The organism is Streptomyces sp. NPDC007971 (assembly GCF_042958635.1).
In the GTDB taxonomy this organism is placed as follows: Bacteria; Actinomycetota; Actinomycetes; order Streptomycetales; family Streptomycetaceae; genus Streptomyces.
Genome location: NZ_JBIBJK010000035.1, coordinates 1 through 20,564, shown reverse-complemented (window position 1 = coordinate 20,564; position 20,564 = coordinate 1). Strand labels below are relative to the sequence as shown.

The 20,564-nt window shown below is 71.8% G+C and carries 23 protein-coding genes and 2 pseudogenes; 16 read left to right on the top strand and 9 right to left on the bottom strand.

The annotated features are described in order from the left end of the window. Window positions 1-33: 33 nt before the first annotated feature. On the bottom strand, window positions 34-1,500 hold the full coding sequence (locus ACFZCP_RS43055; RefSeq protein ID WP_362679557.1) for a regulator: 1,467 nt from the start codon (window positions 1,498-1,500) through the stop codon (window positions 34-36). 238 nt (window positions 1,501-1,738) lie between these two features. Between ACFZCP_RS43055 and lipB the strand changes: the two genes are divergently transcribed. The 4 genes from lipB (at window position 1,739) to ACFZCP_RS43035 (ending at window position 4,900) form a co-directional block, all read left to right on the top strand. Beyond that, window positions 1,739-2,536 (top strand): lipoyl(octanoyl) transferase LipB, encoded by a 798-nt coding sequence (lipB, locus tag ACFZCP_RS43050; RefSeq protein ID WP_362679554.1) that lies wholly within the window; start codon window positions 1,739-1,741, stop codon window positions 2,534-2,536. Between the two features lie 186 nt (window positions 2,537-2,722). Further along, entirely contained in the window at window positions 2,723-3,712 is a 990-nt protein-coding gene (lipA, locus tag ACFZCP_RS43045) for a lipoyl synthase (RefSeq protein ID WP_391442220.1), read from the top strand. Window positions 3,713-3,938: 226 nt separating this feature from the next. Beyond that, window positions 3,939-4,136 (top strand): hypothetical protein, encoded by a 198-nt coding sequence (locus ACFZCP_RS43040; protein ID WP_362679548.1) that lies wholly within the window; start codon window positions 3,939-3,941, stop codon window positions 4,134-4,136. 62 nt (window positions 4,137-4,198) lie between these two features. Then, window positions 4,199-4,900, top strand: a complete 702-nt coding sequence (locus tag ACFZCP_RS43035; protein ID WP_391442219.1) for a DUF4191 family protein — start codon at window positions 4,199-4,201, stop codon at window positions 4,898-4,900. 86 nt (window positions 4,901-4,986) lie between these two features. On the opposite strand, the gene ACFZCP_RS43030 is transcribed toward ACFZCP_RS43035, so the two are convergent. Further along, complete coding sequence (locus ACFZCP_RS43030; protein WP_391442218.1) at window positions 4,987-5,454, bottom strand: RDD family protein; 468 nt, start codon at window positions 5,452-5,454, stop codon at window positions 4,987-4,989. 210 nt (window positions 5,455-5,664) lie between these two features. Here ACFZCP_RS43030 and glnA point away from each other — a divergent pair, with 210 nt between their 5' ends. Beyond that, window positions 5,665-7,074 (top strand): type I glutamate--ammonia ligase, encoded by a 1,410-nt coding sequence (gene glnA, locus ACFZCP_RS43025; RefSeq protein ID WP_362679539.1) that lies wholly within the window; start codon window positions 5,665-5,667, stop codon window positions 7,072-7,074. Window positions 7,075-7,349: 275 nt separating this feature from the next. Here glnA and ACFZCP_RS43020 read toward each other — a convergent pair whose 3' ends face one another. Further along, complete coding sequence (locus tag ACFZCP_RS43020) at window positions 7,350-7,628, bottom strand: hypothetical protein (protein WP_391442217.1); 279 nt, start codon at window positions 7,626-7,628, stop codon at window positions 7,350-7,352. Between the two features lie 338 nt (window positions 7,629-7,966). On the opposite strand from ACFZCP_RS43020, the gene ACFZCP_RS43015 reads away from it, so the two are divergent. The 3 genes from ACFZCP_RS43015 (at window position 7,967) to htpX (ending at window position 9,837) form a co-directional block, all read left to right on the top strand. Next, entirely contained in the window at window positions 7,967-8,224 is a 258-nt protein-coding gene (locus ACFZCP_RS43015; protein WP_362679533.1) for a hypothetical protein, read from the top strand. Between the two features lie 131 nt (window positions 8,225-8,355). Further along, window positions 8,356-8,859, top strand: coding sequence for a hypothetical protein (locus ACFZCP_RS43010; RefSeq protein ID WP_391442216.1), 504 nt, complete (start codon window positions 8,356-8,358; stop codon window positions 8,857-8,859). Window positions 8,860-8,916: 57 nt separating this feature from the next. Next, complete coding sequence (gene htpX / locus ACFZCP_RS43005) at window positions 8,917-9,837, top strand: zinc metalloprotease HtpX (protein WP_391442215.1); 921 nt, start codon at window positions 8,917-8,919, stop codon at window positions 9,835-9,837. A 42-nt stretch (window positions 9,838-9,879) separates the two neighbouring features. Here the strand turns inward: htpX and ACFZCP_RS43000 are convergent, their stop codons facing one another. Further along, window positions 9,880-10,029, bottom strand: coding sequence for a hypothetical protein (locus ACFZCP_RS43000; RefSeq protein WP_391442214.1), 150 nt, complete (start codon window positions 10,027-10,029; stop codon window positions 9,880-9,882). On the opposite strand from ACFZCP_RS43000, the gene ACFZCP_RS42995 reads away from it, so the two are divergent. Beyond that, the gene (locus ACFZCP_RS42995; protein ID WP_391442213.1) at window positions 10,013-10,597 is read left to right on the top strand and encodes a hypothetical protein; all 585 of its coding nucleotides are present in this window, start codon (window positions 10,013-10,015) and stop codon (window positions 10,595-10,597) included. The two genes, ACFZCP_RS43000 and ACFZCP_RS42995, sit on opposite strands and share 17 nt — an antisense overlap. A 19-nt stretch (window positions 10,598-10,616) precedes the next feature. On the opposite strand, the gene ACFZCP_RS42990 is transcribed toward ACFZCP_RS42995, so the two are convergent. Next, on the bottom strand, window positions 10,617-10,889 hold the full coding sequence (locus ACFZCP_RS42990) for a hypothetical protein (RefSeq protein ID WP_391442212.1): 273 nt from the start codon (window positions 10,887-10,889) through the stop codon (window positions 10,617-10,619). 144 nt (window positions 10,890-11,033) lie between these two features. Here ACFZCP_RS42990 and ACFZCP_RS42985 point away from each other — a divergent pair, with 144 nt between their 5' ends. Next, on the top strand, window positions 11,034-12,692 hold the full coding sequence (locus tag ACFZCP_RS42985) for an alpha/beta fold hydrolase (RefSeq protein ID WP_391442211.1): 1,659 nt from the start codon (window positions 11,034-11,036) through the stop codon (window positions 12,690-12,692). A gap of 148 nt (window positions 12,693-12,840) precedes the next feature. On the opposite strand, the pseudogene ACFZCP_RS42980 reads toward ACFZCP_RS42985, so the two are convergent. Together ACFZCP_RS42980 and ACFZCP_RS42975 are read right to left on the bottom strand one after the other, a co-directional pair. Beyond that, a pseudogene (locus ACFZCP_RS42980) lies at window positions 12,841-13,032 on the bottom strand (DUF2252 family protein); the annotation flags it as partial. A gap of 6 nt (window positions 13,033-13,038) precedes the next feature. Beyond that, window positions 13,039-13,179, bottom strand: a pseudogene (locus tag ACFZCP_RS42975) (hypothetical protein); the annotation flags it as partial. A 37-nt stretch (window positions 13,180-13,216) separates the two neighbouring features. Here ACFZCP_RS42975 and ACFZCP_RS42970 point away from each other — a divergent pair. Then, entirely contained in the window at window positions 13,217-14,398 is a 1,182-nt protein-coding gene (locus ACFZCP_RS42970) for a DNA glycosylase AlkZ-like family protein (RefSeq protein WP_391442256.1), read from the top strand. 44 nt (window positions 14,399-14,442) lie between these two features. On the opposite strand, the gene ACFZCP_RS42965 is transcribed toward ACFZCP_RS42970, so the two are convergent. Then, window positions 14,443-14,757, bottom strand: a complete 315-nt coding sequence (locus ACFZCP_RS42965; RefSeq protein ID WP_362679515.1) for a hypothetical protein — start codon at window positions 14,755-14,757, stop codon at window positions 14,443-14,445. 348 nt (window positions 14,758-15,105) lie between these two features. Between ACFZCP_RS42965 and ACFZCP_RS42960 the strand changes: the two genes are divergently transcribed. Both ACFZCP_RS42960 and ACFZCP_RS42955 read left to right on the top strand, forming a co-directional pair. Beyond that, window positions 15,106-15,474 (top strand): ArsC/Spx/MgsR family protein, encoded by a 369-nt coding sequence (locus ACFZCP_RS42960; RefSeq protein WP_391442210.1) that lies wholly within the window; start codon window positions 15,106-15,108, stop codon window positions 15,472-15,474. A 119-nt stretch (window positions 15,475-15,593) separates the two neighbouring features. Beyond that, on the top strand, window positions 15,594-16,337 hold the full coding sequence (locus ACFZCP_RS42955) for a hypothetical protein (protein WP_391442209.1): 744 nt from the start codon (window positions 15,594-15,596) through the stop codon (window positions 16,335-16,337). A 3-nt stretch (window positions 16,338-16,340) separates the two neighbouring features. Here ACFZCP_RS42955 and ACFZCP_RS42950 read toward each other — a convergent pair whose 3' ends face one another. Then, window positions 16,341-17,282 carry an alpha/beta fold hydrolase gene (locus ACFZCP_RS42950; RefSeq protein ID WP_391442208.1) on the bottom strand — a complete coding sequence of 314 codons (942 nt, stop codon included), beginning with the start codon at window positions 17,280-17,282 and terminating at the stop codon, window positions 16,341-16,343. 68 nt (window positions 17,283-17,350) lie between these two features. Here ACFZCP_RS42950 and ACFZCP_RS42945 point away from each other — a divergent pair, with 68 nt between their 5' ends. The 3 genes from ACFZCP_RS42945 (at window position 17,351) to ACFZCP_RS42935 (ending at window position 20,283) form a co-directional block, all read left to right on the top strand. Then, on the top strand, window positions 17,351-17,818 hold the full coding sequence (locus tag ACFZCP_RS42945; RefSeq protein WP_391442207.1) for a MarR family transcriptional regulator: 468 nt from the start codon (window positions 17,351-17,353) through the stop codon (window positions 17,816-17,818). A 222-nt stretch (window positions 17,819-18,040) separates the two neighbouring features. Next, window positions 18,041-19,072 carry a glutamine synthetase gene (gene glnII / locus ACFZCP_RS42940; protein ID WP_362679500.1) on the top strand — a complete coding sequence of 344 codons (1,032 nt, stop codon included), beginning with the start codon at window positions 18,041-18,043 and terminating at the stop codon, window positions 19,070-19,072. A gap of 617 nt (window positions 19,073-19,689) precedes the next feature. Further along, on the top strand, window positions 19,690-20,283 hold the full coding sequence (locus ACFZCP_RS42935) for a winged helix-turn-helix domain-containing protein (protein ID WP_391442206.1): 594 nt from the start codon (window positions 19,690-19,692) through the stop codon (window positions 20,281-20,283). Window positions 20,284-20,564 lie beyond the last annotated feature (281 nt).

The following is a 20,564-nucleotide window of genomic DNA, read 5'->3' as shown; positions in this document are numbered from 1 at the left end:
GTCCACGCCTGGACCGGTGGTGCCCGGGCCCGCTCAGCCCAAGGCGGCGACCCGGTCCCGGTATCCCCTCACCGGCGCCGCGTCCTTGTAGGGCTCCAGGCGCCGCTCGAAGTCCTTGACGTACTCGATCGCGCGGACCGAGCGCATCTCGGCCGCCTGGCCGGCGGCCTCCGCGGCCAGTGTGCAGGCCTGGTCGAGTTCGCCGAGGCCGAGCCGGGCGGTGGCGAGGACGACCCGGCAGAAGAGGCGGCTGCGGGCGTAGGAGGGGGCCCGGAGCTGGAGCGAGCGCTCCGCGTGCTGGGCGGCCGCGCGGAACTGCTGCAGGTCACGGTGGCAGTGCCCGAACTCGTCGGCGAGCTGCGCCTCGTCGAAGAACCGGGCCCAGTACGGCACCTCGTCCCCGGGCCGGGCCGCCTCCAGGGCGCGCTCGGCCCGCACCAGCGCCCCCGTGCACGCCCGCACCTCTCCGAGCACCCCGTGCGCGCGGGCCTCGGAGGCGTGCAGCAGTGCCTGCACCACCGGCGGCGCTCCGGTGCCGACCCCCTGCTGCGCCACCCGCGCCAGCTGCACCGCCTCGCGGCCGTGCCCGAGGTAGACGGCCTGGCGGCTCATGGTGACCAGCACGTACGAGCCGTACGCCCGGTCGCCGGCCGCCTGGGCCAGACGAAGGGCCTGCACGAAGTACCGCTGGGCGAGACCGTGGGCCGCGATGTCGTACGAGGTCCAGCCGGCGAGCCGGGTGAGGTCCGAGGCCGCCGCGAACAGCCGGCGGCCGGTCTGCTCGTCGTAGGTCCCGCGCAGCATCGGCTCGCACTCGTGCTCCAGATAGCGCACCAGGGCCTGCCGGGCGTGGCCGCCGCCGTACGCGTCGTCCAGGGTGCGGAACAGCTCGCCGACCGAGCGCAGCGCGGCGATGTCTCCCCCGGTGACCTTGTGCCCCGGGGCGCGGGAGGCGGGGCCGCGGGGCCGCAGCGGAGCCGGTACGGCCTCCGGGCGGTCCTTGAGAGCGGTGGCCCGGATCTGGGCGGGCACCCGGAGCACGGGCTCGCGGGCCACCTTGTCGTCGGCCTTGCCGATCAGCCAGTCCCGGCTGGGCACGACGAGCCCCGCCGGGGTGAAGGCGATCTTGCGCAGCTCGGCATGGCTGCCGGAGTCCTTGCGCCACAGTCCGCTGACGATGTCGACGGCCTCTTCCGGGGCGGCCGCGAACTCCAGGCCCGCGTACACCGGGGCACAGGCGTCCAGGCCGAGGTCCTGGGCGGTGAGCCGGCGGCCGAGCCGGCGTGTGAACACCTCGGCGATGAGGGCGGGCGTGGTGCCCCGGGGCTGCTGTCCGCGCAGCCAGCGGGTGACCGAGGTCTTGTCGTATCTGAGGTCCAGCCCGTGCTCCAGGCCGAGCTGGTCGACGCGACGTGCCAGACCCGCGTTGGAGAACCCCGCCTCTGCGATGAGCGCGGCGAGCTGGCGGTTGGGGGTGCGCTGCGCGGGTCGATCCGTCATCTGTGGTGCGGTCTCCTGCCTTCCGGGCCTCTGAAGTGCCGGGATTGCCTGTGAGCAGCCCTGATGGCCTCTTGGACGGCGCGAATGTAGCGGAGAGTGAGCGGGCGATCGCACAGATCGCCACTCATTCATCCGATCGTGTGAGTATTGACCGCTGGGCTGACGTGCGCCGGTCGGACGTACAGTGGCGTGGGCGCAGTACAGGCCTGACATCGGTTCGCTGAGGGAGGCGCTTGCCGTGAGTGAGTTGCGGTTCGTCCGCATGGGGTTCGGTGCGGATGCCGTCGATTACCAGGAGGCGTGGGACGAGCAGCGCCGGGTGCACGCGGCCCGGTTCGCCGACGAGGTCCCCGACACCGTGATCCTCCTGGAGCACCCCCCGGTGTACACGGCGGGCCGGCGCACCGAGGACAGCGAGCGTCCGCTGGACGGCACCCCGGTCGTCGACGTGGACCGCGGCGGCAAGATCACCTGGCACGGCCCCGGCCAGCTGGTGGGCTACCCGATCCAGAAGCTGCCCCGCCCGGTGGACGTCGTCGCCCATGTGCGCCGCCTCGAGGACGCGCTCATCCGCACCTGCGCCGAGTTCGGCGTGGAGACCACCCGGGTCGAGGGCCGCAGCGGCGTGTGGGTGCTCGGCGACCCGGTCGAGCAGCGGCCGGCGCTCGGCGGGCTCTCCCTCGACTTCGACCCCCGGCTGAACGACGAGGAGTTCGACGCCCGCCTCAACGGCCCGGAGTACGCCCCCTCCAACGCCGGGCAGCGCCGCGAGGACCGCAAGATCGCCGCGATCGGCATCCGTGTCGCCAAGGGCGTCACGATGCACGGCTTCTCCTTCAACGTGAACCCGGACAACCGCTGGTTCGACCGGATCATCCCGTGCGGGATCCGCGACGCGGGCGTGGCCTCCCTCGCAGGCGAGCTGGGCCGCGACATCACCATCGCCGAGGTCCTGCCGGTGGTCGAGCGGCATCTGCGGGACGTCCTGGAGAACGCGGAGCTGAAGCCGCGCGTGATCGAGACGACACCGGCATAGGACCAGCGGGACGACACCGGCATAAAAACAGCCGGTCCGGCGTTGGGGGCCGAAGGCCGGGGTGGGGGCCGGGCAGCAGCAGCCAGCGATGCCGGCACCGACAGCAAGGCCAGCACCGAAGCCGGCCACCAAATCAACGGGCGTACCCTGAAGAACGCCGAAGAATCAATCGCTAGGGAGCCGGTCGTGTCCGCAGTCGCACCCGACGGACGCAAGATGCTGCGCCTGGAGGTCCGCAACAGCCAGACCCCCATCGAGCGCAAGCCCGAGTGGATCAAGACCCGGGCGAAAATGGGCCCCGAGTACACGAAGATGCAGAACCTCGTGAAGAGCGAGGGCCTGCACACGGTCTGCCAGGAAGCCGGCTGCCCGAACATCTACGAGTGCTGGGAGGACCGCGAGGCGACCTTCCTCATCGGCGGCGACCAGTGCACCCGGCGCTGCGACTTCTGCCAGATCGACACCGGCAAGCCCGAGGCCCTGGACCGCGACGAGCCGCGTCGCGTCGGCGAGTCCGTGGTGACGATGGACCTGAACTACGCCACCATCACCGGCGTCGCCCGCGACGACCTGGAGGACGGCGGCGCCTGGCTGTACGCCGAGACCGTGCGCCAGATCCACCAGCAGACCGCCGGGCGCGAGGGCGGCCGCACGAAGGTGGAGCTGCTGGCTCCCGACTTCAACGCGGTCCCGGAGCAGCTCGCCGAGGTCTTCTCCTCGCGGCCCGAGGTCTTCGCGCACAACGTCGAGACGGTGCCCCGGATCTTCAAGCGGATCCGCCCCGGCTTCCGCTACGAGCGCTCGCTGAAGGTCATCACCGAGGCCCGCGACTACGGCCTGGTCACCAAGTCCAACCTGATCCTCGGCATGGGCGAGACCCGCGAGGAGATCAGCGAGGCGCTCCGGCAGCTGCACGAGGCGGGCTGCGAGCTGATCACCATCACCCAGTACCTGCGCCCCTCCCTGCGCCACCACCCGGTGGAGCGCTGGGTCAAGCCGCAGGAGTTCGTGGAGCTGAAGGAGGAGGCCGAGCAGATCGGCTTCTCCGGCGTGATGTCCGGCCCGCTGGTGCGGTCCTCGTACCGCGCCGGGCGCCTGTACCGGATGGCGATCGAACAGCGCGAGTCGGCGGCTGGACAGCAGGACGGTTCCCACATCGCCGCCCAGGCGGTGTGAACAGCGCGTGTGAATTCACGCACAAGTAATTACCGGCCAGTAAGGCCGAGTTGACGCGGTCCTGACCGTCCTCGCTGATGAGGACGACCGTCAGGGCCGCGTCAGTGTTTCGGTGCTCTGTATCAAGGCTTCATTGGTGTTTGACCGGTCGGTCACGCCCTGGTAACACCAATCAGTGACTCTGGTATCACACCACGTACACCCGGACCGAGGGGGGACCTCGATCATGCAGGCCGCGCCCGTACGCGCCACCGCCATCCCGTCCTTCACCGACGCGCTCCGCGCCGTGGAGTCCCTGCTCATGAGCGGGGGCCAGCGCACCGCCCGCCGCAACGCCTGGACCTCCGTACTGGAGGACCGCCGCCGCGCCAAGGACAGGGTCGAGGCGCAGCGTGTCCTGGAGCGGGCCGCCACCCGTTCCTGACCCCCTCCCCCCACCGGGCACTGCCGTCGTGGGCACTCCCGGGGCCACGTAGACTTCGTGGCATGGCGAGGAAGGAACCCGCGGCGGACGCCGCGAACGCAGGGCGACTGAAGCAGATCGCTCTCACGTACAAGATGACCCGCAAGGCCGACAAGACGATCGGTCTTGTCCTCGGGGCCGTCGGCATCGGCACCCTCGGCGTGTTCCTCGCGATCGGCTTCCTGATCGGCCACCCGGTCTATCTCGGCATCCTGGGCCTGTTCCTGGGCCTTCTCGCGACGGCGATCGTGTTCGGGCGCCGGGCCGAGCGTGCCGCCTTCGGGCAGATGGACGGCCAGCCGGGCGCCGCAGCGGCCGTTCTGGACAACGTCGGCCGGGGCTGGACGACGACTCCCGCGGTGGCGATGAACCGCAGCCAGGACGTGGTGCACCGGGCCGTCGGCAAGGCCGGCATCGTGCTGGTCGCGGAGGGCAATCCGAACCGGGTGAAGACCCTGCTGGCCGCCGAGAAGAAGAAGATGAACCGCATCGTGGCGGACGTGCCCGTGCACGACGTGATCGTCGGCACCGGCGAGGGCCAGGTCGAGCTGAAGAAGCTGCGCACGACCCTGCTGAAGTTCCCACGCGTGCTCACCGGCCCCCAGGTGACCTCCACCAACGACCGGCTGCGCGCCATGGGCGACATGATGAGCAACATGCCGCTGCCGAAGGGCCCGATGCCCAAGGGCATGCGGATGCCGAAGGGCGGCCCGAAGGCGCGCTGACCGCCGCCGCTCTCCTTCTCACACGGGCCGGCCCCGGAACCTCAGGGTTCCGGGGCCGGCCCGTGTCGTCGGCGAAGGGGCGGGGATCAGGCGCGTACCTCGACGGTCTTCGCGATCCGGTCGTGCAGGCCGCGGCCGTCCCGGTCCCAGATCAGCGCGGGGATCGCGAGGCACAGCAGCACGGTGCGCAGCAGGGAGCGCAACGGGTTGACCGTGCCGGTCTGCAGGGCCACGACCCGGATGCCGAACAGGCGCTTGCCCGGGGTGAAGCCGATCGTGCCGACCGTCAGGGCGCTCATCACGAAGAAGACGAGCAGCGCCCAGTTGCTGGTGGCCGGGCTGTTGCCGTGCGTGATCAGGCCGTATGCGATCAAGACGCACAGACCCCAGTCCACGGCGAGCGCCCCGAGCCGCCTGCCGGGCCGGGCGATCGAGTTCGGTCCCTCCTCGGGGAGGCCGAGCTGCTCACCCCGGTATCCGAAGTCGGCCCCGGCTTCTTCCATGGCCGCGCGCGGCCCGGACAGCCACGATCCGATTGCTTGCCTGTTGTCCACCCGACCACGGTACTGCGCCCGGATCCGGACACAGCGCGGAGGGGTGTGTCGGGGCTACGGTGGAACCGTGGCCGGTTAACTTCTGCGAAACAAACGGGTCACGCCCGAGAAATCACCCGTCCCTAGGGTCGAGACCAGCGTGTGCCACCGCACTGGCCGCACGAACGATCTACCACCCCGGCGAGGACGGTCGGGAGTAGGAGGAGCTGGATGTTCCAGAACGCCGACGAGGCCAAGAAGTTCATCGCGGACGAGGACGTCAAGTTCGTCGACGTCCGCTTCTGCGACCTGCCGGGCGTCATGCAGCACTTCACGGTGCCCGTTGAGGCGTTCGACCCGGACGAGGAGCTGGCCTTCGACGGGTCGTCGATCCGCGGGTTCCAGGCCATCCACGAGTCCGACATGGCGCTGCGCGCCGACCTGTCCACGTCCCGGGTGGACCCGTTCCGCCGGGACAAGACCCTCAACATCAACTTCTTCATCCACGACCCGATCACGGGCGAGCAGTACTCCCGTGACCCGCGCAACGTGGCCAAGAAGGCCGAGGCCTACCTCGCCTCGACCGGTATCGCGGACACCGCCTACTTCGGTCCCGAGGCCGAGTTCTACGTCTTCGACTCCGTCCGCTTCGCGACCAGCGCGAACGAGTCCTTCTACCACATCGACTCCGAGGCGGGTGCCTGGAACACCGGCGCCCTGGAGGACAACCGTGGTTACAAGGTCCGCTACAAGGGCGGCTACTTCCCGGTCCCGCCGGTCGACCACTTCGCCGACCTGCGCGCCGAGATCTCCCTGGAGCTGGAGAAGAACGGCCTGAAGGTCGAGCGCCAGCACCACGAGGTGGGCACCGCCGGCCAGGCGGAGATCAACTACAAGTTCAACACGCTGCTCGCCGCCGCCGACGACCTCCAGCTCTTCAAGTACATCGTGAAGAACGTCGCCTGGCGCAACGGCAAGACCGCGACCTTCATGCCGAAGCCGATCTTCGGTGACAACGGCTCGGGCATGCACGTGCACCAGTCGCTGTGGAGCAACGGCGACCCGCTGTTCTACGACGAGGCCGGCTACGCGGGCCTGTCGGACATGGCCCGCTACTACATCGGCGGCATCCTCAGGCACGCCCCGTCGCTGCTGGCCTTCACCAACCCGACGGTGAACTCGTACCACCGTCTGGTGCCGGGCTTCGAGGCGCCGATCAACCTGGTGTACTCGCAGCGCAACCGCTCCGCGGCCATGCGTATCCCGATCACGGGCTCCAACCCGAAGGCCAAGCGCGTCGAGTTCCGCGCCCCGGACTCCTCCGGCAACCCGTACCTGGCCTTCTCCGCCCTGCTCCTCGCGGGCCTGGACGGCATCAAGAACAAGATCGAGCCGGCCGAGCCGATCGACAAGGACCTCTACGAGCTGGCTCCCGAGGAGCACGCCAACGTGGCCCAGGTCCCGACCTCGCTGCCGGCCGTCCTCGACTCCCTGGAGGCCGACCACGAGTTCCTCCTCCAGGGCGACGTGTTCACGCCGGACCTGATCGAGACGTGGATCGACTTCAAGCGCACGAACGAGATCGCCCCGCTGCAGCTGCGCCCGCACCCGCACGAGTTCGAGCTGTACTTCGACGTGTGATATCGCCCCAGGTCAGAGCTGGCAACCGCTCCCCTGGGCCGTCTGTGGGCCGTCGGCCGGCTCTCCCAGCACGGGAGAGCCGGCCGGCGGCTTTTCGGGCCCCGGGCTCACCGACAAGGCCTTGAGGATCCCCGGAACGGGCACGGTTGCCTTGTGCAGGCCGTGGTCGATGCGCCTTGGGCTGTCTCGCTTTCGCCGGCCGACACCGAGGGCCGTCACCCGGAGCATCTCCGGGTGACGGCCCTCGACCGTGTTGCGGGGTGGGGCCGGGCCCGTCAGCTCACGACCACCACCACGACGGGGGAGTTGTTGTAGCCGTAGCCGTTGCCGTAGCCGAAGCCGTTGTTGAAGAAGCCGTAGCCGTTGCCGAAGCCGAAGCCGTTGCCGAAGCCGTAGCAGTTTCCGAACCCGCCGTTGAAGCAGCCACGGTTGGTGGAAACCTGGGTCGGCGTTGCTGCCGACGCGGTGCCGGCGGTGCCGATCGCCACTCCGCTTGCCATCAGAACGCCGATGGCGGACGCGGCGGCAAGACGCCTCGCGCGATGTGCATTCATGGAACTGCCCTCCTTCCACCCCCTCGTGCGGTCGTGTTCGAGGCACGAGACGGATGGCCACGAGCCCGGATTCTGGGTCCGGCGTGGTCGTAGGTGTCGCCGCCCGGGTAGAGGAAACAGGGCTCTCGGTCCCCTGCGGAACGGGGATTGCGCACGTCCGGCGCACCCTGTGGCGCGGCTCTCATCTGTAGATGCTAGCCGTCCGGCGACCACCCAGCATCCTGACGAGATCGACCGGGAATCAGCGGGCCGCCCGTGCAACCTTCCGCGCTTCCCATGATTCCTACTCTCGGGGGATCATCCTCCTGGTTCTGTCCGACGAGAGAGGTTGAACGGGGATGAGCGAACAGGACGACTGGGAACGCGAGTTTGATCACAAGTGGGCGAATTCGGCCGAGCACAAGGAGCCCTCGGCCCGCGCCCGGATGCTCGCCGCCCGCTGGAAGGACAGTCCGCCGGACCCGGCGCCGTTCCGCGCCGACCCGGAGCCGGCGACGCCGCGACGCTCGTCGTGGGTCTCCACGGTCATCGTGCTCGGCTGTGTGGCCGCGGTGATCGTCCTGCTCGGGTACGCGCAGATGCGCTCCCCGTATTAGGGGACACCGGGTGCAGGGGGAGGTCGGGAGCGGGGCAAGGGCGGGCCGCTCGGCGGCTGGCCGACGGTGCCGGGCTGCCAGAGGTCCTCGACACCGGCGACCCGGCCGCCTGGCCGGCGCTGGACGAGGGGGTGTGGGCCGAGGAGCTTTCCTTCCCGCCGTACGTCGTGCCCGCCCGGGAAGGGGCGGACGGCGGGCGCTCGGCGGGCGCCGTACTGCGCGGTGACGGACCGCTCACCGAGGGACATCTAGCGCTCACCCTGTGTCACCGCGACGGCCGGATCCGGCACCGGGCGCTGGGGCGGGTCGCCGGGCTCCCGACGCTTCTTCCACTGGTCGCCGTTCGGTGCACCGACTGGGCACAGCCGGTGCGCGAGCGGGCCAGGAAGCGGCTCGCCGAGGCCCTGGCCGCCTTGGCAGCCCTGGCAGCCCTGGCAGCCCTGGCAGCCCTGGCGGAGAAGAACGCGGAGAAGGACGCGGAGGAGGTGCTGGAGGCGCTGCGCCGGGGCCCGGAATCGCATGGCCGAGCCCTCCTGTGCCGCATGAGCCGGGGCGCGCCGAAGCCGCCTCGGCCGGGTCCCGGACGCGCGGGAAGTCTTTTGCTGCCCCTAGGTCTGTACGCGACCTCCTCATGACGATCCGCAGGTGCACACTGGACAGCGGGACGAGTGCGTGACTGCGGGGTGGTGCAGATGCAGAGCCGCTTCAGAAGCGATCGGCGCCTGACCGTGCGAATGACGGTGACGCTGTTCCTGCTCGGGCTGCTGTACGTGGCGTTCATCGCCGCGTTGATCGTGTTGCTCAAGTCCTGGCTGCTGGTCGTCGTCCTGGTGGGCGCGATGTTCGTGGCACAGTTCTGGTTCTCCGACCGGATCGCGATGTTCGCCATGCACGGGCGGGTCGTGGAGCGGGAGGAGTATCCCGGGCTGCACGCGGTCGTCGACCGGCTGTGCGCGATCGCGGACATGCCCAAGCCGGTGGTGGCCGTGTCCGAGATGGACATGCCGAACGCGTTCGCGACCGGGCGCAATCCCGACCACGCGGTCGTCTGCGTGACCACGGGGCTGCTGCGGCGGCTGGAGCCCGCCGAGCTGGAGGGCGTGCTCGCGCACGAGCTGTCGCACGTGGCGCACAAGGACGTCGCGGTGATCACGATCGCGTCGTTCCTCGGCGTGATCGCGGGCCTCATCGTGCGGTTCGCCTTCTACTCGCAGCTCTTCGGCGGAGGCCGCAGGGACCAGAACACCGCCGCCGTCTTCGCCGTCGTGATGGCGGTCTCGGCAGCCGTGTACGCGATCAGCTTCCTGCTGATCAGAGCCCTGTCCCGGTACCGGGAGCTGGCGGCCGACCGGGCTGCCGCGCATCTGACCGGCCGGCCCTCGGCCCTGGCTTCGGCGCTCACCAAGGTCTCCGGGGACATCGCCCGGATCCCGACCAAGGACCTGCGCACGGCCCAGGCCTTCAACGCGTTCTACTTCACCCCGGCGACCGGGAAGGAGCCCGGCATCGAGCGCTTCTTCTCCACCCATCCGCCCCTGGAGCAGCGCCTGGAGCAGCTGGGCCGGATCTCCGGGGAACTCGGCGAGGCGGCCACGCCGGACAAGACGGGCTGATCGGACGATGGCGGACGGGGAGCCGAGTGCGGTACCCATGACCTACGGGAAACCGAGCGCGGTACCGATGGCCGACCGGAAGCCGAACACGGTTCCCCCGGCCGACGGGAAGACGAGCGCGGTACCGGTGACCGACGGGACGCCGAGTGCGGCACTGCGGAAGGCGGGCTGAACCTTGGGGCTGCTGGACATCCTGCTGGGCCGTACGAAGCCCGTCGCGCCCGACCTCGACCAGCTGTTCGCGCTGCCGTCGGCGGCCGTGACACTTGAGGCGGCGGCCGGGTTCACGCCGACCGGCAGCGGCGCGGTGTGCTTCGCCACGGTCGAGGGCGCGGCCTTCGAGCAGACCCACCGGGAGGTCCAGGCGCTGCTCGACGCGGACGCCGACCGCGCCGGTCCCCCGGTGGAACTGCGCCAGGACGACTACGGCTACTCCTGGCTGGTCTCGCGGCGGCAACCCGACCAGCTGCCCCAGCTGGTCAACGATCTGCACGCGGTGAACAGCTCGATGGAGGTCAACGGTTTCGGCCCGCAGCTGCTGTGCTCCCTGGCCGCGTTCGCGGACGACACCGGCCGCCGGCTGGCCCTCGTCTACCTCTACAAACGCGGCACCTTCTATCCCTTCGCACCGCTGCCCGGCGGCGCCGAACACCGGGACAACGCGCTGGAGTTGCAGGTGAAGGCGACCCTCGCGAGCGACCTCCGGATCGAGCAGGACCTGAGCCGCTGGTTCCCGGTGTGGGGCGCCCCCGGCCTGTGACCGACGGCGCCCCACGGGCTCACCCCTGCTTCTCCCGCTCCTGACGCCGGGCCTCAAAGGGGCGCTCGCGGCGGTAGCGGCGCTCCCACTTGGCCTGGCGGTCACGGCGCTCGCGGTACGCCCGGTAGGAGTCGGGCTGCGGCCCCGGGGCGGCCGGCGGGGCCGCGCCGTGAGAGCCCCGGCCGTGCTTCACGTACAGATGGATCAGGACGGCGGCGACGAGCCACCAGAAGTGGTTTCCGAATCCGAGAATCACCAGGACGACGGTCCCGGTGACGACGATGCCACCCATGACAGACCTCCGCGGGGTGAGTGTGGCGTGCGTGTGAGAAGGGGGACGTGTCGGCTTCGCGACGTTTGTTCAGCGTAGGGAGACCGCTACCGCGGGTGCACCTGGTTTTCCGTGTGGCCCGGCGGTTGTGAGTCAATGACTCGTATGAGTGAACTCCCCGGATTCTCTTGCGAGTACGACACCCTGACGTACACGTACGACGGTGAGCGGCTGAGCGCGGTGAGCGCGGGCCCGCCGGGACGGGCGACCGTCGTCCTTCTGCACGGGGCCGGCACGGGCAGCAAGGAGCGGCTGCTGCCGCTGCTCGCCGAGTTCGCCGCGCACGGCTGCCTCGCCCTGGCCTTCGACTTCTCCGGGCACGGGGAAAGCACCGGGGAACTGTCGGAGTTGAGCCTGCGCCGCCGTTTCGAGCAGGCCGTGGCGGTGATCGGCGGTCTGGCCCCGGCCCGTGATCCTCTGGTCCTGGTGGGTTTCAGCATGAGCGGGCAGACGGTGGCGGACCTCATCCGCCACTACGGGCAGCGGGTGGCGGCCGTGGGCCTGTGCGCGCCCGCCGTGTACACGCCCGAGGCCTGGGACGTGCCCTTCGGCGACGGCCGGGGCCGGTTCAGCGAGATCATCCGTACTCCGGGCAGCTGGCGCGCCTCGCCCGCCCTGGAGGTGCTGCGGGCCTACGAGGGGCGGTCGGTGCTGGCCGTGCCGGGCAGCGACGCGGTCATCCCGGCCGAGGTGACCGAGGCCGTGCAGGACGCACTGTCGGCCCGCTCCCAGTACACCCGCTTCGAACTCCCGCACGCCGAGCACCGGTTGGGCCTGTGGTTCGGCGACCACGCCGAGGACCGCGGCAGATTCGCCGCCGCCCTGCTGAGCGGTCTCGACGAGCGGGGCTGGGCGGCGACGCACAGCTGGGTGATCGGGCAGCTGCCGCACGGCCGTACGGTCGCCGACGCGCAGCGGCTCACGGGCGGCTGGTCGGCTCAGATGCGCGGGCTCACCCTGGACGACGGGCAGGAGCTGGTGCTGCGCACCTTCGTACGGCCCTTCTTCCGGCGCCACGCCGCGGGCCTGCTGTCCCGGGAGGCGTCCGTTCTCGGCCTGCTCGCCGGGCAGGAGGGCATCCCCGCACCGGCGCTGGTCGCCGTGGACGCCGCCGGCGAACACTGCGACCATCCCAGCCTGCTGATGACGCGGCTGCCGGGCCTGGTGCGGGTGGACCAGGAGGACGAGGCGGCCATGGACCGGCGGCTGGACCTGCTCGCCGCCCAGCTGGTCCGTATCCACGCGGTCGTCCCCCGGGAGCGTCCGCGCACCTATGAGGCCTGGACGGGCCCGGACCGGCTCGACACCCCGGACGGTGCGCCGTGGGCCCGGGCGGCGGACGCGATCCGCCGGGACCCGCCGCCGTACCGGGGGCGCTTCCTGCACCGGGACTTCCACCCGGGGAACGTGCTGTTCACCGGGGCGGGGGCGGGGCTGCGGGTGACCGGGGTCGTCGACTGGGTGGAGACCTCGTGGGGCCCCGCCGACCTCGACGTGGCCCACTGCTCCACGGCGCTCGCCCTGCTCCACGGCCCCGCGCAGGGGCTCGCCTTCCGGGACCGGTACGAGGCACAGGGCGGCTCCGGTCTGGCCCACGGCCGCGACCACCTGTACTGGCGGCTGCTCGACACCCTGGCCTACGTCCCCGACGCCGAGAAGCTGGCCCGGCCCTGGCGCGAGCTGGGCCGTACGGACCTGACGCCACAGGTGCTGGCCGAGCGGGTGGAGGCGTACGTGGGCGGGCTCCTGGAGCGGTACGGCTGAGGCGTCGGCCTGAGGCGTCGGCCCGGACCCGGCGGCCGGCCCCGGCCGACCTTCGTTCCCGTCCCCGCGGTCGATCCGGGCCGGAAAGCCGGGCGGGCGCGGGCGCGCCCCGCTGACGTCCCGGTGTCACACCCGCGGCTCCGCGCCGTCACACCCCCGGCTCCGCCGTCACCGTGCCTGCCGCGATGGCCGCGCCGAGGGTGCGGTGGTCGGCGGCGGTCCGGTCCGCGTAGGCGAGCGCGAAGTCGGCGACGGCGCGGTCGAAGGTGTCGGCGGCGCCGAGGTAGGCGGCTATGGCGATGCGGTACCCGGTGGCGGCCGCGTGGGCCGCGGCCCGCGCCTGGGAGGTGCTGTGCCCGTTCTCCCGGGCGGCCGTGGCCACACTGGCCGCGAGCCGTTTGACGTCCCAAGTCCGCACGTGCCGACCGGCGCATGCGGGCGGGGGCGAACGGTGAAGGGGCCGGTTGTCAGTGGCATCGGCGACCATGTGGGAAGAACATCGCGGGCGGGACGCGGAGGTCGGCATGGGCGACGGGCGGCGGCACATCGGTACGGCTCAGCGGCGGGCGCGGCTCGCCCTGCGGCACCGTCTCGCGGGTACGGCGCGGGCGGCGGCGCCCGAGGAGGTGGCCGCCGCCCTGGTGGCGCTGCACGGTACGGACCCGGCGACGGTGCACCTGGCGGTGGCGGCGCGGCTGGCCGACCCGGCGAAGGCGGTCCCGGAGACGGAACGGGCCCTGTACGAGGACCGCACGCTCGTCCGCATGCACGGCATGCGGCACACGGTGTTCGTGTTCCCCACGGAGCTGACGGCGGTCGTGCACGCCTCGACCGGCCTCACGGTGGCCGCGCGGGAACGGGCCTCGCTCGTCAAGGACATGGCCCGGGCGGGCGCCCCGGACGCGGCCTGGCTGGAGGAGGTCGAGGAGGCCACGCTGGCCGCGCTGGCCAGGCGCGGCCAGGCGACGGCGGCGGAGCTGGCGGCGGACGAGCCGCGCCTGCGCGAGCAGTTCGTGTACGCGGCCGGGAAGAGCTACGAGGGCGTCCACACGGTCTCCTCGCGCCTGCTGCGCGTCCTCGGCGTCGAGGGCAAGGTGGTCCGCGGCCGCCCCCTCGGGTCCTGGACGTCGAGCCAGTTCCGCTGGGCACCGGCACCGGAGCACCCGGAACTGGACGCGGCCCGGGCGCAGGCGGACCTGCTGGGCCGCTGGCTGAGAGCGTGCGGTCCGGCGACGGAGGCGGACCTGAAGTGGTGGACGGGCTGGCGCGTGACGGAGGTCCGGCGGGCCCTTTCGGCCATCGGCGCGCAGGAGGTGACCCTGGAGGAGGGGACGGGCTATGTCGCCGACGGCGACACGGATCCGGTCGAGGCCCCCGCGGAGCCCTGGGCGGCGCTGCTCCCCGGCCTCGATCCGACGGCCATGGCCTGGCAGCAACGGGACTGGTATCTGGCACCGGAACTGCGTGCGGACCTCTTCGACCGCAGCGGCAACGTGGGGCCGACGGTGTGGTGGAACGGCCGGGTGGTGGGCGGCTGGGGCCAGCGCGCGGACGGCGAGATCGTCTGGCGGATCACCGAGGAGGGCGCCCGGCGCGAGGCCGGGGCGGCGGTCGCCGCTCAGGCGGAGCGACTGCAGGGGTGGCTGGGGACCACGAAGGTCACGCCGCGCTTCCGGACTCCGCTGGAGCGGGAGTTGACGGCGTGACGCGCCGGGTGCCCCGCATCGGCGCGGGGCACCCGGCACCGGACTCACCGGCTGTAACGCATGAACGCACGCACCATGTGGCACGTCGTGTCCGACGGCGGGTGCACACCGAGTTCCTCCGCCGTGCTGCGGATGGTCTCGTTGCGGGCCTGGTTCGGCACGTAGATCCCGGAGTCGAGCAGGGCTATGGCGAGGCGCATGGCCTTCAGACGCCGGTTGTGCGTGACGTACCACTCGCGCGGCCGCCCGGCGGGCAGCGGACGCTTCGCCGCCGGCGCATAGGGCGAGTCGAGCCGAACGGAGCGCTTGGCGGTGGACTGGGTGGGCAACGGCTTGGGCTTCAGAGCGGCAGCGGGCACTGGCATCCTCCTGTCGCGGTCGGGCACCCACCGGAACTCCCGGTGAGCCCCTCGAACACTGCCTCTATTCTACCGGTCGGCACTGACATCGAGGGAGTCCGCACAGTCGAGGAAACATCCAGGTGGGACCGTGATTTGACGTCCTGTCACGGTAGATCCGGATGAGGTCCGTGGGGCGGCGAAAAATTCGAACAAGGAACGCCGGCCAGCACGGCCGGACCGGTCGTCGCCGTTGGCCGCAGCCGGGGCCGCCCCTCGTGCGCGCGTGGGCCGGGGCACGGAGCGCCGCTCGCCGTGGGACCCACCCGCGACACCGGCGCGGGGCCGTTCTCGCATACCGTGGACCCCATGGAAATCTGGATCAATCCGGCCTGCTCCAAGTGCCGCAGCGCGATCGGCCTGCTCGACGCCGAGGGGGCCGACTACACCGTCCGCCGCTATCTGGAGGACGTGCCGAGCGAGGACGAGATCAGGGCCGTGCTCGCACGGCTCGGTCTTGAGCCGTGGGACATCACCCGCACCCAGGAGTCCGCGGCCAAGGAGCTGGGGCTCAAGGAGTGGGACCGGGACGAGGCCTCGCGGGACCGGTGGATCAAGGCGCTCGCCGGGCATCCCCGGCTCATCCAGCGCCCGATCATCACCGCGGACGACGGGACCGCCCTGGTGGCCCGCACCGACGATGCCGTACAGGAGGCACTCTCCCGGAGCAAGGACTGACGGCACTCAACTCCACTGTGACGCAGGTTACTTCAGTAACTTCTGCAACCGCTGAGTAACCCCGTTCGGCATCTCGTACATAGCGGCGTACGCTCCCCTACCTCTTCAGGAGGCGCGTTATGTCGCGCAGGAGAACTTTCAGCACCAAGAAGAAGCTCGCGCTGCTCGTCAGTGCCGCCGCGGTGGCGGGCGGCGGGGCCTTCGCCCTCGCGTCCACCTCGAACGCCGCGAGCCCGCAGAACGCCAGGACGCTGTCCGCCGGGAACTCGAACGTCTGCCAGGGGCTGGCCACGGCCCACGGCAACAACGACAAGTTCATCGCGGACCAGAAGGCACATCCGGACGCCCAGTCGGCGGCCCGGATCGCCAACCGCGAGGCGGTCCTCAAGCAGATCGAGGTCCAGCAGAAGGCGGCCGGGTGCACGGTTGGGGAGTCGGCTCAGGACTCCCAGGCGGCGCAGAACGGCAACGGCCAGCAGGCCGGTCAGCAGGGCAACGGCCAGCAGGCGGGCCAGCAGGGCAAGGGCCAGCAGGCCGGTCAGCAGGGCAACGGCCAGCAGGGGGCGCAGAACGGTGCCGCGGGCGCCAACGGCGGCGGCGCCGCCGCGGCCTCCGGGCAGCAGGTGTGCAAGGGCTCGACCGTCACGCTGTCGGGCGAGGCCGGTGCCCCGGCCGCTTCCAGCGGCACGTTCCCGGCGGGGACGACCCTGAAGGTCACCAACCTGGACAACAACAAGTCCACGACGGTGAAGGTCACTTCACCCTCCGGCAGCTGTGTCCTGCTCAACAACGCGGCCTTCGAACAGGTCCGGGAGCCGGGCAAGTTCCTCATCCGCCACGCGGTGATCGAGAAGGTGGGGTGAGGCTCAGGAGTCCGACAGGAAGGCGGTGAGGCGGCGGGCCAGGTCGGCAGATGCCGCCTGCGGCAGCGCGTGGTGCGAGACGTCCGGCAGTACGCCGGTCTCCACGCGCGGCAGCACCGCGGCGGCCCGGGCCGCCACCTCACGAGGGTCATGGGTCCTGCTGTTCGCGGCCACGAGCAGCAGGACCGGCACACCGAGGGCGCGCAGCGCCTCCGGTGCCGGGCGCGGGCCCGTCACCGGCTTTGCGGACGGAAATCCCGCGGCCGCCTCCTGGAGGGCGAGCCAGTCGGGGTGCCGGGCGGCCTCCCCCGCGCTCGGCCTCTCCCCCGGCCCGGGCTTCGCTCCGGCGGGGTGCCCCCCATGAGTGCGAGGAACCCCCGCCCCGGTCTCCCACTCCAGGAAGGCGCGGACCCGTCGGGGCGAGGGCCGCAGCAGCATCGGCAGGGCACGGAGCAGGTACGCCGCCCGGTATCCGGCGAAGCACTGGGTCGGGTCCAGGAGGAACAGGCGGCGCACCCGGGCAGGTGCGCGCAGCGCGTAGTGCAGGGCGATCCAGGCGCCGTAGGAGTGTCCCCCCAGGTCGGCATCGGTCGCGCCGAGGCCGTCCAGGAGGGCGTCGAGCCAGGCGGCCAGGTCGGCGACCGTGCGGGGGTGGCGGTCGGCGGCCGGGCCGCCGAGGCCGGGGGCGCCGATCAGGTCGGCGGCGTAGACGCGGCGGATGCGGGCCAGTTCCGCGGCCTGGGCGTACCAGGACACGGAGGTCGCTCCGCCGCCGCCCGGCAGCAGGAGGAGCGGGGGTGCGTCCCGTGGGCCGCAGGCGTTGACCCGGGTGTCACCGAAGGGCGTGGCGAGCGTCAGCGCCTCACGGTCCGCCGGCCATGCCGCCAGCACCTTGTCGTAGGCGACGCGGAAGGCGCCGGCGTCGTACCCGCTCGTTCCCGGCACGGAGAACCCCCTATTATCTCGCTCAGCAAGATACTCGTTCGGCGAGATGATACGCCCGGAGGACCCGCATGCCGAGCCCGCCAAGCCCCGACCCTGCGCCCGGGATGGAGATCGTCCACCTGCTGCGTGCCGTCACCGTCGAACTCGGCCTGCACAGCGCCCGGTTCGCGCAGCAGAACGGCATGCACCCCACGGACGTCAGGGCGCTGATCGCGCTCATGGACGCACGGCGCGCGGGCGGGGAGACGACGGCCGGACACCTCGGGTCCGCACTCGGGCTCAACTCCGCGGGGACCACCGCGCTCGTCGACCGGCTGGAGAAGGCCGGGCAGGTGCGCCGGGTGCGCTCCGGGCAGGACCGGCGCCGGGTCGTGATCGAGGTCGAGGAGCGCGCGGTCGAGCTGGGCCAGGCGTTCTTCGGGCCGCTGATCGAACGGTCCGTGGAACTGCTGCGTGCATACGACGAGGGACAGCTGGCGGCGATCCGGGGGTTCCTGGGCGGGGTGCGCGAGGCCGCCGCCGAGGGGCGCGCATGAGTCCCGCGCCGGGCCGCGACCGCCCCCATACCTCACCGGCCCCTGCCTCACCATGTGAGCCGCGGCACACAAACGCCAGGTAACACGGGGTTCACATTCGAGCAATGACCGGGAAATCGCCTGTTGACAGGCTGCCGGGCAGATCGACGCGGCGCCCCGGTGCCGCAGCACCGCAGCACCCGCACCGAGTGCGCCCGACCCACCCCCGAAGGATGTGGCCCCGTGGCCTTCAAGGCTGAGTACATCTGGATCGACGGCACCGCGCCGACGGCCAAGCTCCGTTCGAAGACGAAGATCATCACGGGTTCCTCCGCCGGTCTCGACACGCTGCCGATCTGGGGCTTCGACGGGTCCTCCACCAACCAGGCCGAGGGGCACTCCTCGGACTGCGTGCTCAAGCCGGTCTTCACCTGCCCGGACCCGATCCGCGGCGGCGACGACATCCTGGTGCTGTGCGAGGTCCTGGACACGGACATGGCCCCGCACCCGTCCAACACCCGTGCCGCGCTGGCCGAGGTCGCCGAGCGGTTCGGCGCGCAGGAGCCGATCTTCGGCATCGAGCAGGAGTACACCTTCTTCGACGGCGCCCGTCCGCTGGGCTTCCCCGAGGGCGGCTTCCCGGCCCCCCAGGGCGGCTACTACTGCGGTGTCGGCGCCGACGAGATCTTCGGCCGCGAGATCGTCGAGGCCCACCTGGAGAACTGCCTGAAGGCCGGTCTCGGCATCTCCGGCATCAACGCCGAGGTCATGCCCGGCCAGTGGGAGTTCCAGGTCGGCCCGCTCGCCCCGCTGGAGGTCTCCGACCAGCTGTGGGTGGCCCGCTGGCTGCTGTACCGCACCGCCGAGGACTTCGGCGTCTCCGCGACCCTGGACCCGAAGCCGGTCAAGGGCGACTGGAACGGCGCGGGAGCGCACACCAACTTCTCCACCCGGGCGATGCGCGAGGGCTACGACGCGATCATCACCGCGTGCGAGTCGCTCGGCGAGGGCTCCAAGCCGCTCGACCACGTCAAGAACTACGGCGCCGGCATCGACGACCGTCTGACCGGCCTGCACGAGACCGCCCCCTGGGACAAGTACTCCTACGGCGTCTCCGACCGCGGCGCCTCGGTCCGCATCCCGTGGCAGGTCGAGAAGGACGGCAAGGGCTACATCGAGGACCGCCGCCCGAACGCCAACGTCGACCCGTACGTGGTGACCCGCCTGCTGGTGGACACCTGCTGCGCCGCCCTGGAGAAGGCCGGCCAGGCCTGATCCCCACCGCTTCGCCCAGGGGCGCCCGCCGACACGGCGGGCGCCCCTGCTGCGTCATGCGGACGGCGGCACCCGCCGCGCCGACCCGCGCCGGTCCGGCCGGCGATCCGGCGGCTGCTTCCTGCGGTCCGCCGTACCGAGGCGGCTTCCTGCGGTCCGCCGTACGGAGGCTGCCGGCCTCCGTGACGGTGGTCGGCCGAGCGACCCTCGTCCGGATGGCGAGACGGTGTGTCGGGGAGGCGGATGGGCGGAAGGCCCCTGATCAGGGGCGAACGCACCCCCGACTGGGCGCGGGCGACAGCGACTTCGCGTCAAGGAGGCGTCCAAGCAGTGAGAGGAGACTGCTGTCCCGAACCCTTGTCTGCTTCAATGGGCCCATGGCCGGCTTCCAGAACCCCATCGCGACGGGTCGCCATGACCTTGAGCCGTTCTGGCCCTCCCGTCAGCACCACGACTTCGACCGGGTGTGTTGCCGCGCGGTGAACGCGCGGGCCCTCTAAAGCCGTACCCCGGCCTTCGGCCAGCGCGAAACGACGTACGTCCCAAGGCGCGCCCGACCACGAGTCGCGGCCGTCGTCCTGCCCGACGACCTCCTCGCGCGAAAGAGTTGACCTCTCATGGCGACCACTCGTTCCCTGTCCACCGCCGCCCCCACCACCCCCTCCCCGAACGGCGCCCGGCACCGGCTGCGCGCAGTCGACCGGGACGAGGTCGTGGAGATCGCGGACTTCCTGCCGCCGGGCGCCACCTGGCTGCCCGCTCCGCAGCACACCCTGCCCGTCCTGCCCGGGCAGCCGCCCATGGTCGGGTACCTGGTGCTGGTCCCGGCGGACCAGCGCCCCCCGTTCCTGCCGGTCGCGGTCCCGGACGGGCCGGTGGCGGCGGGCGACACGGGGGTGGCCGGCGACGCGGGCCGCGACCCGCTGGTGCGGGTCGACGCCGGGCGGCGCACCGCGAGCATCGACGGCCGCGAACTCGACCTCACCTACCTGGAGTTCGAGCTGCTCGCCCACCTGGTGGCACACCCGCACCGGGTGCACACCCGCGACCAGCTCGTCACCACGGTGTGGGGGTACGGCCACGTCGGCGACGGCCGCACCGTCGACGTCCACATCGCCCGGCTGCGCCGCAAGCTGGGCGCCCAGCACCGCCGGACGATCCAGACGGTGCGCCGGGTCGGCTACAAGTACACCCCGCCGACCGGGCGCTGACCGGGCGCTCTGCCCTCGGCAGAGCGCCCTTCCCTCCCGCGGCCCGACCGGGCACGCTCCCCGGTATGAGACTTCTTGTGCTGGGCGGTACGGAGTTCGTGGGGCGGGCCGTCGTACAGGCCGCGCTCGGCCGCGGCTGGGAGGTGACCGTCTTCCACCGGGGACGGCACCGGGCCCCCTCGGCGGGGGGGGGGGGGGCCCGCCCCCCCCCCCCCCCCCCCCGCCCCACCCCCCCCCCCCCCCGCCGCGGCCCCCCCGCCCCCCCCCCGCGGCCCCCCGGG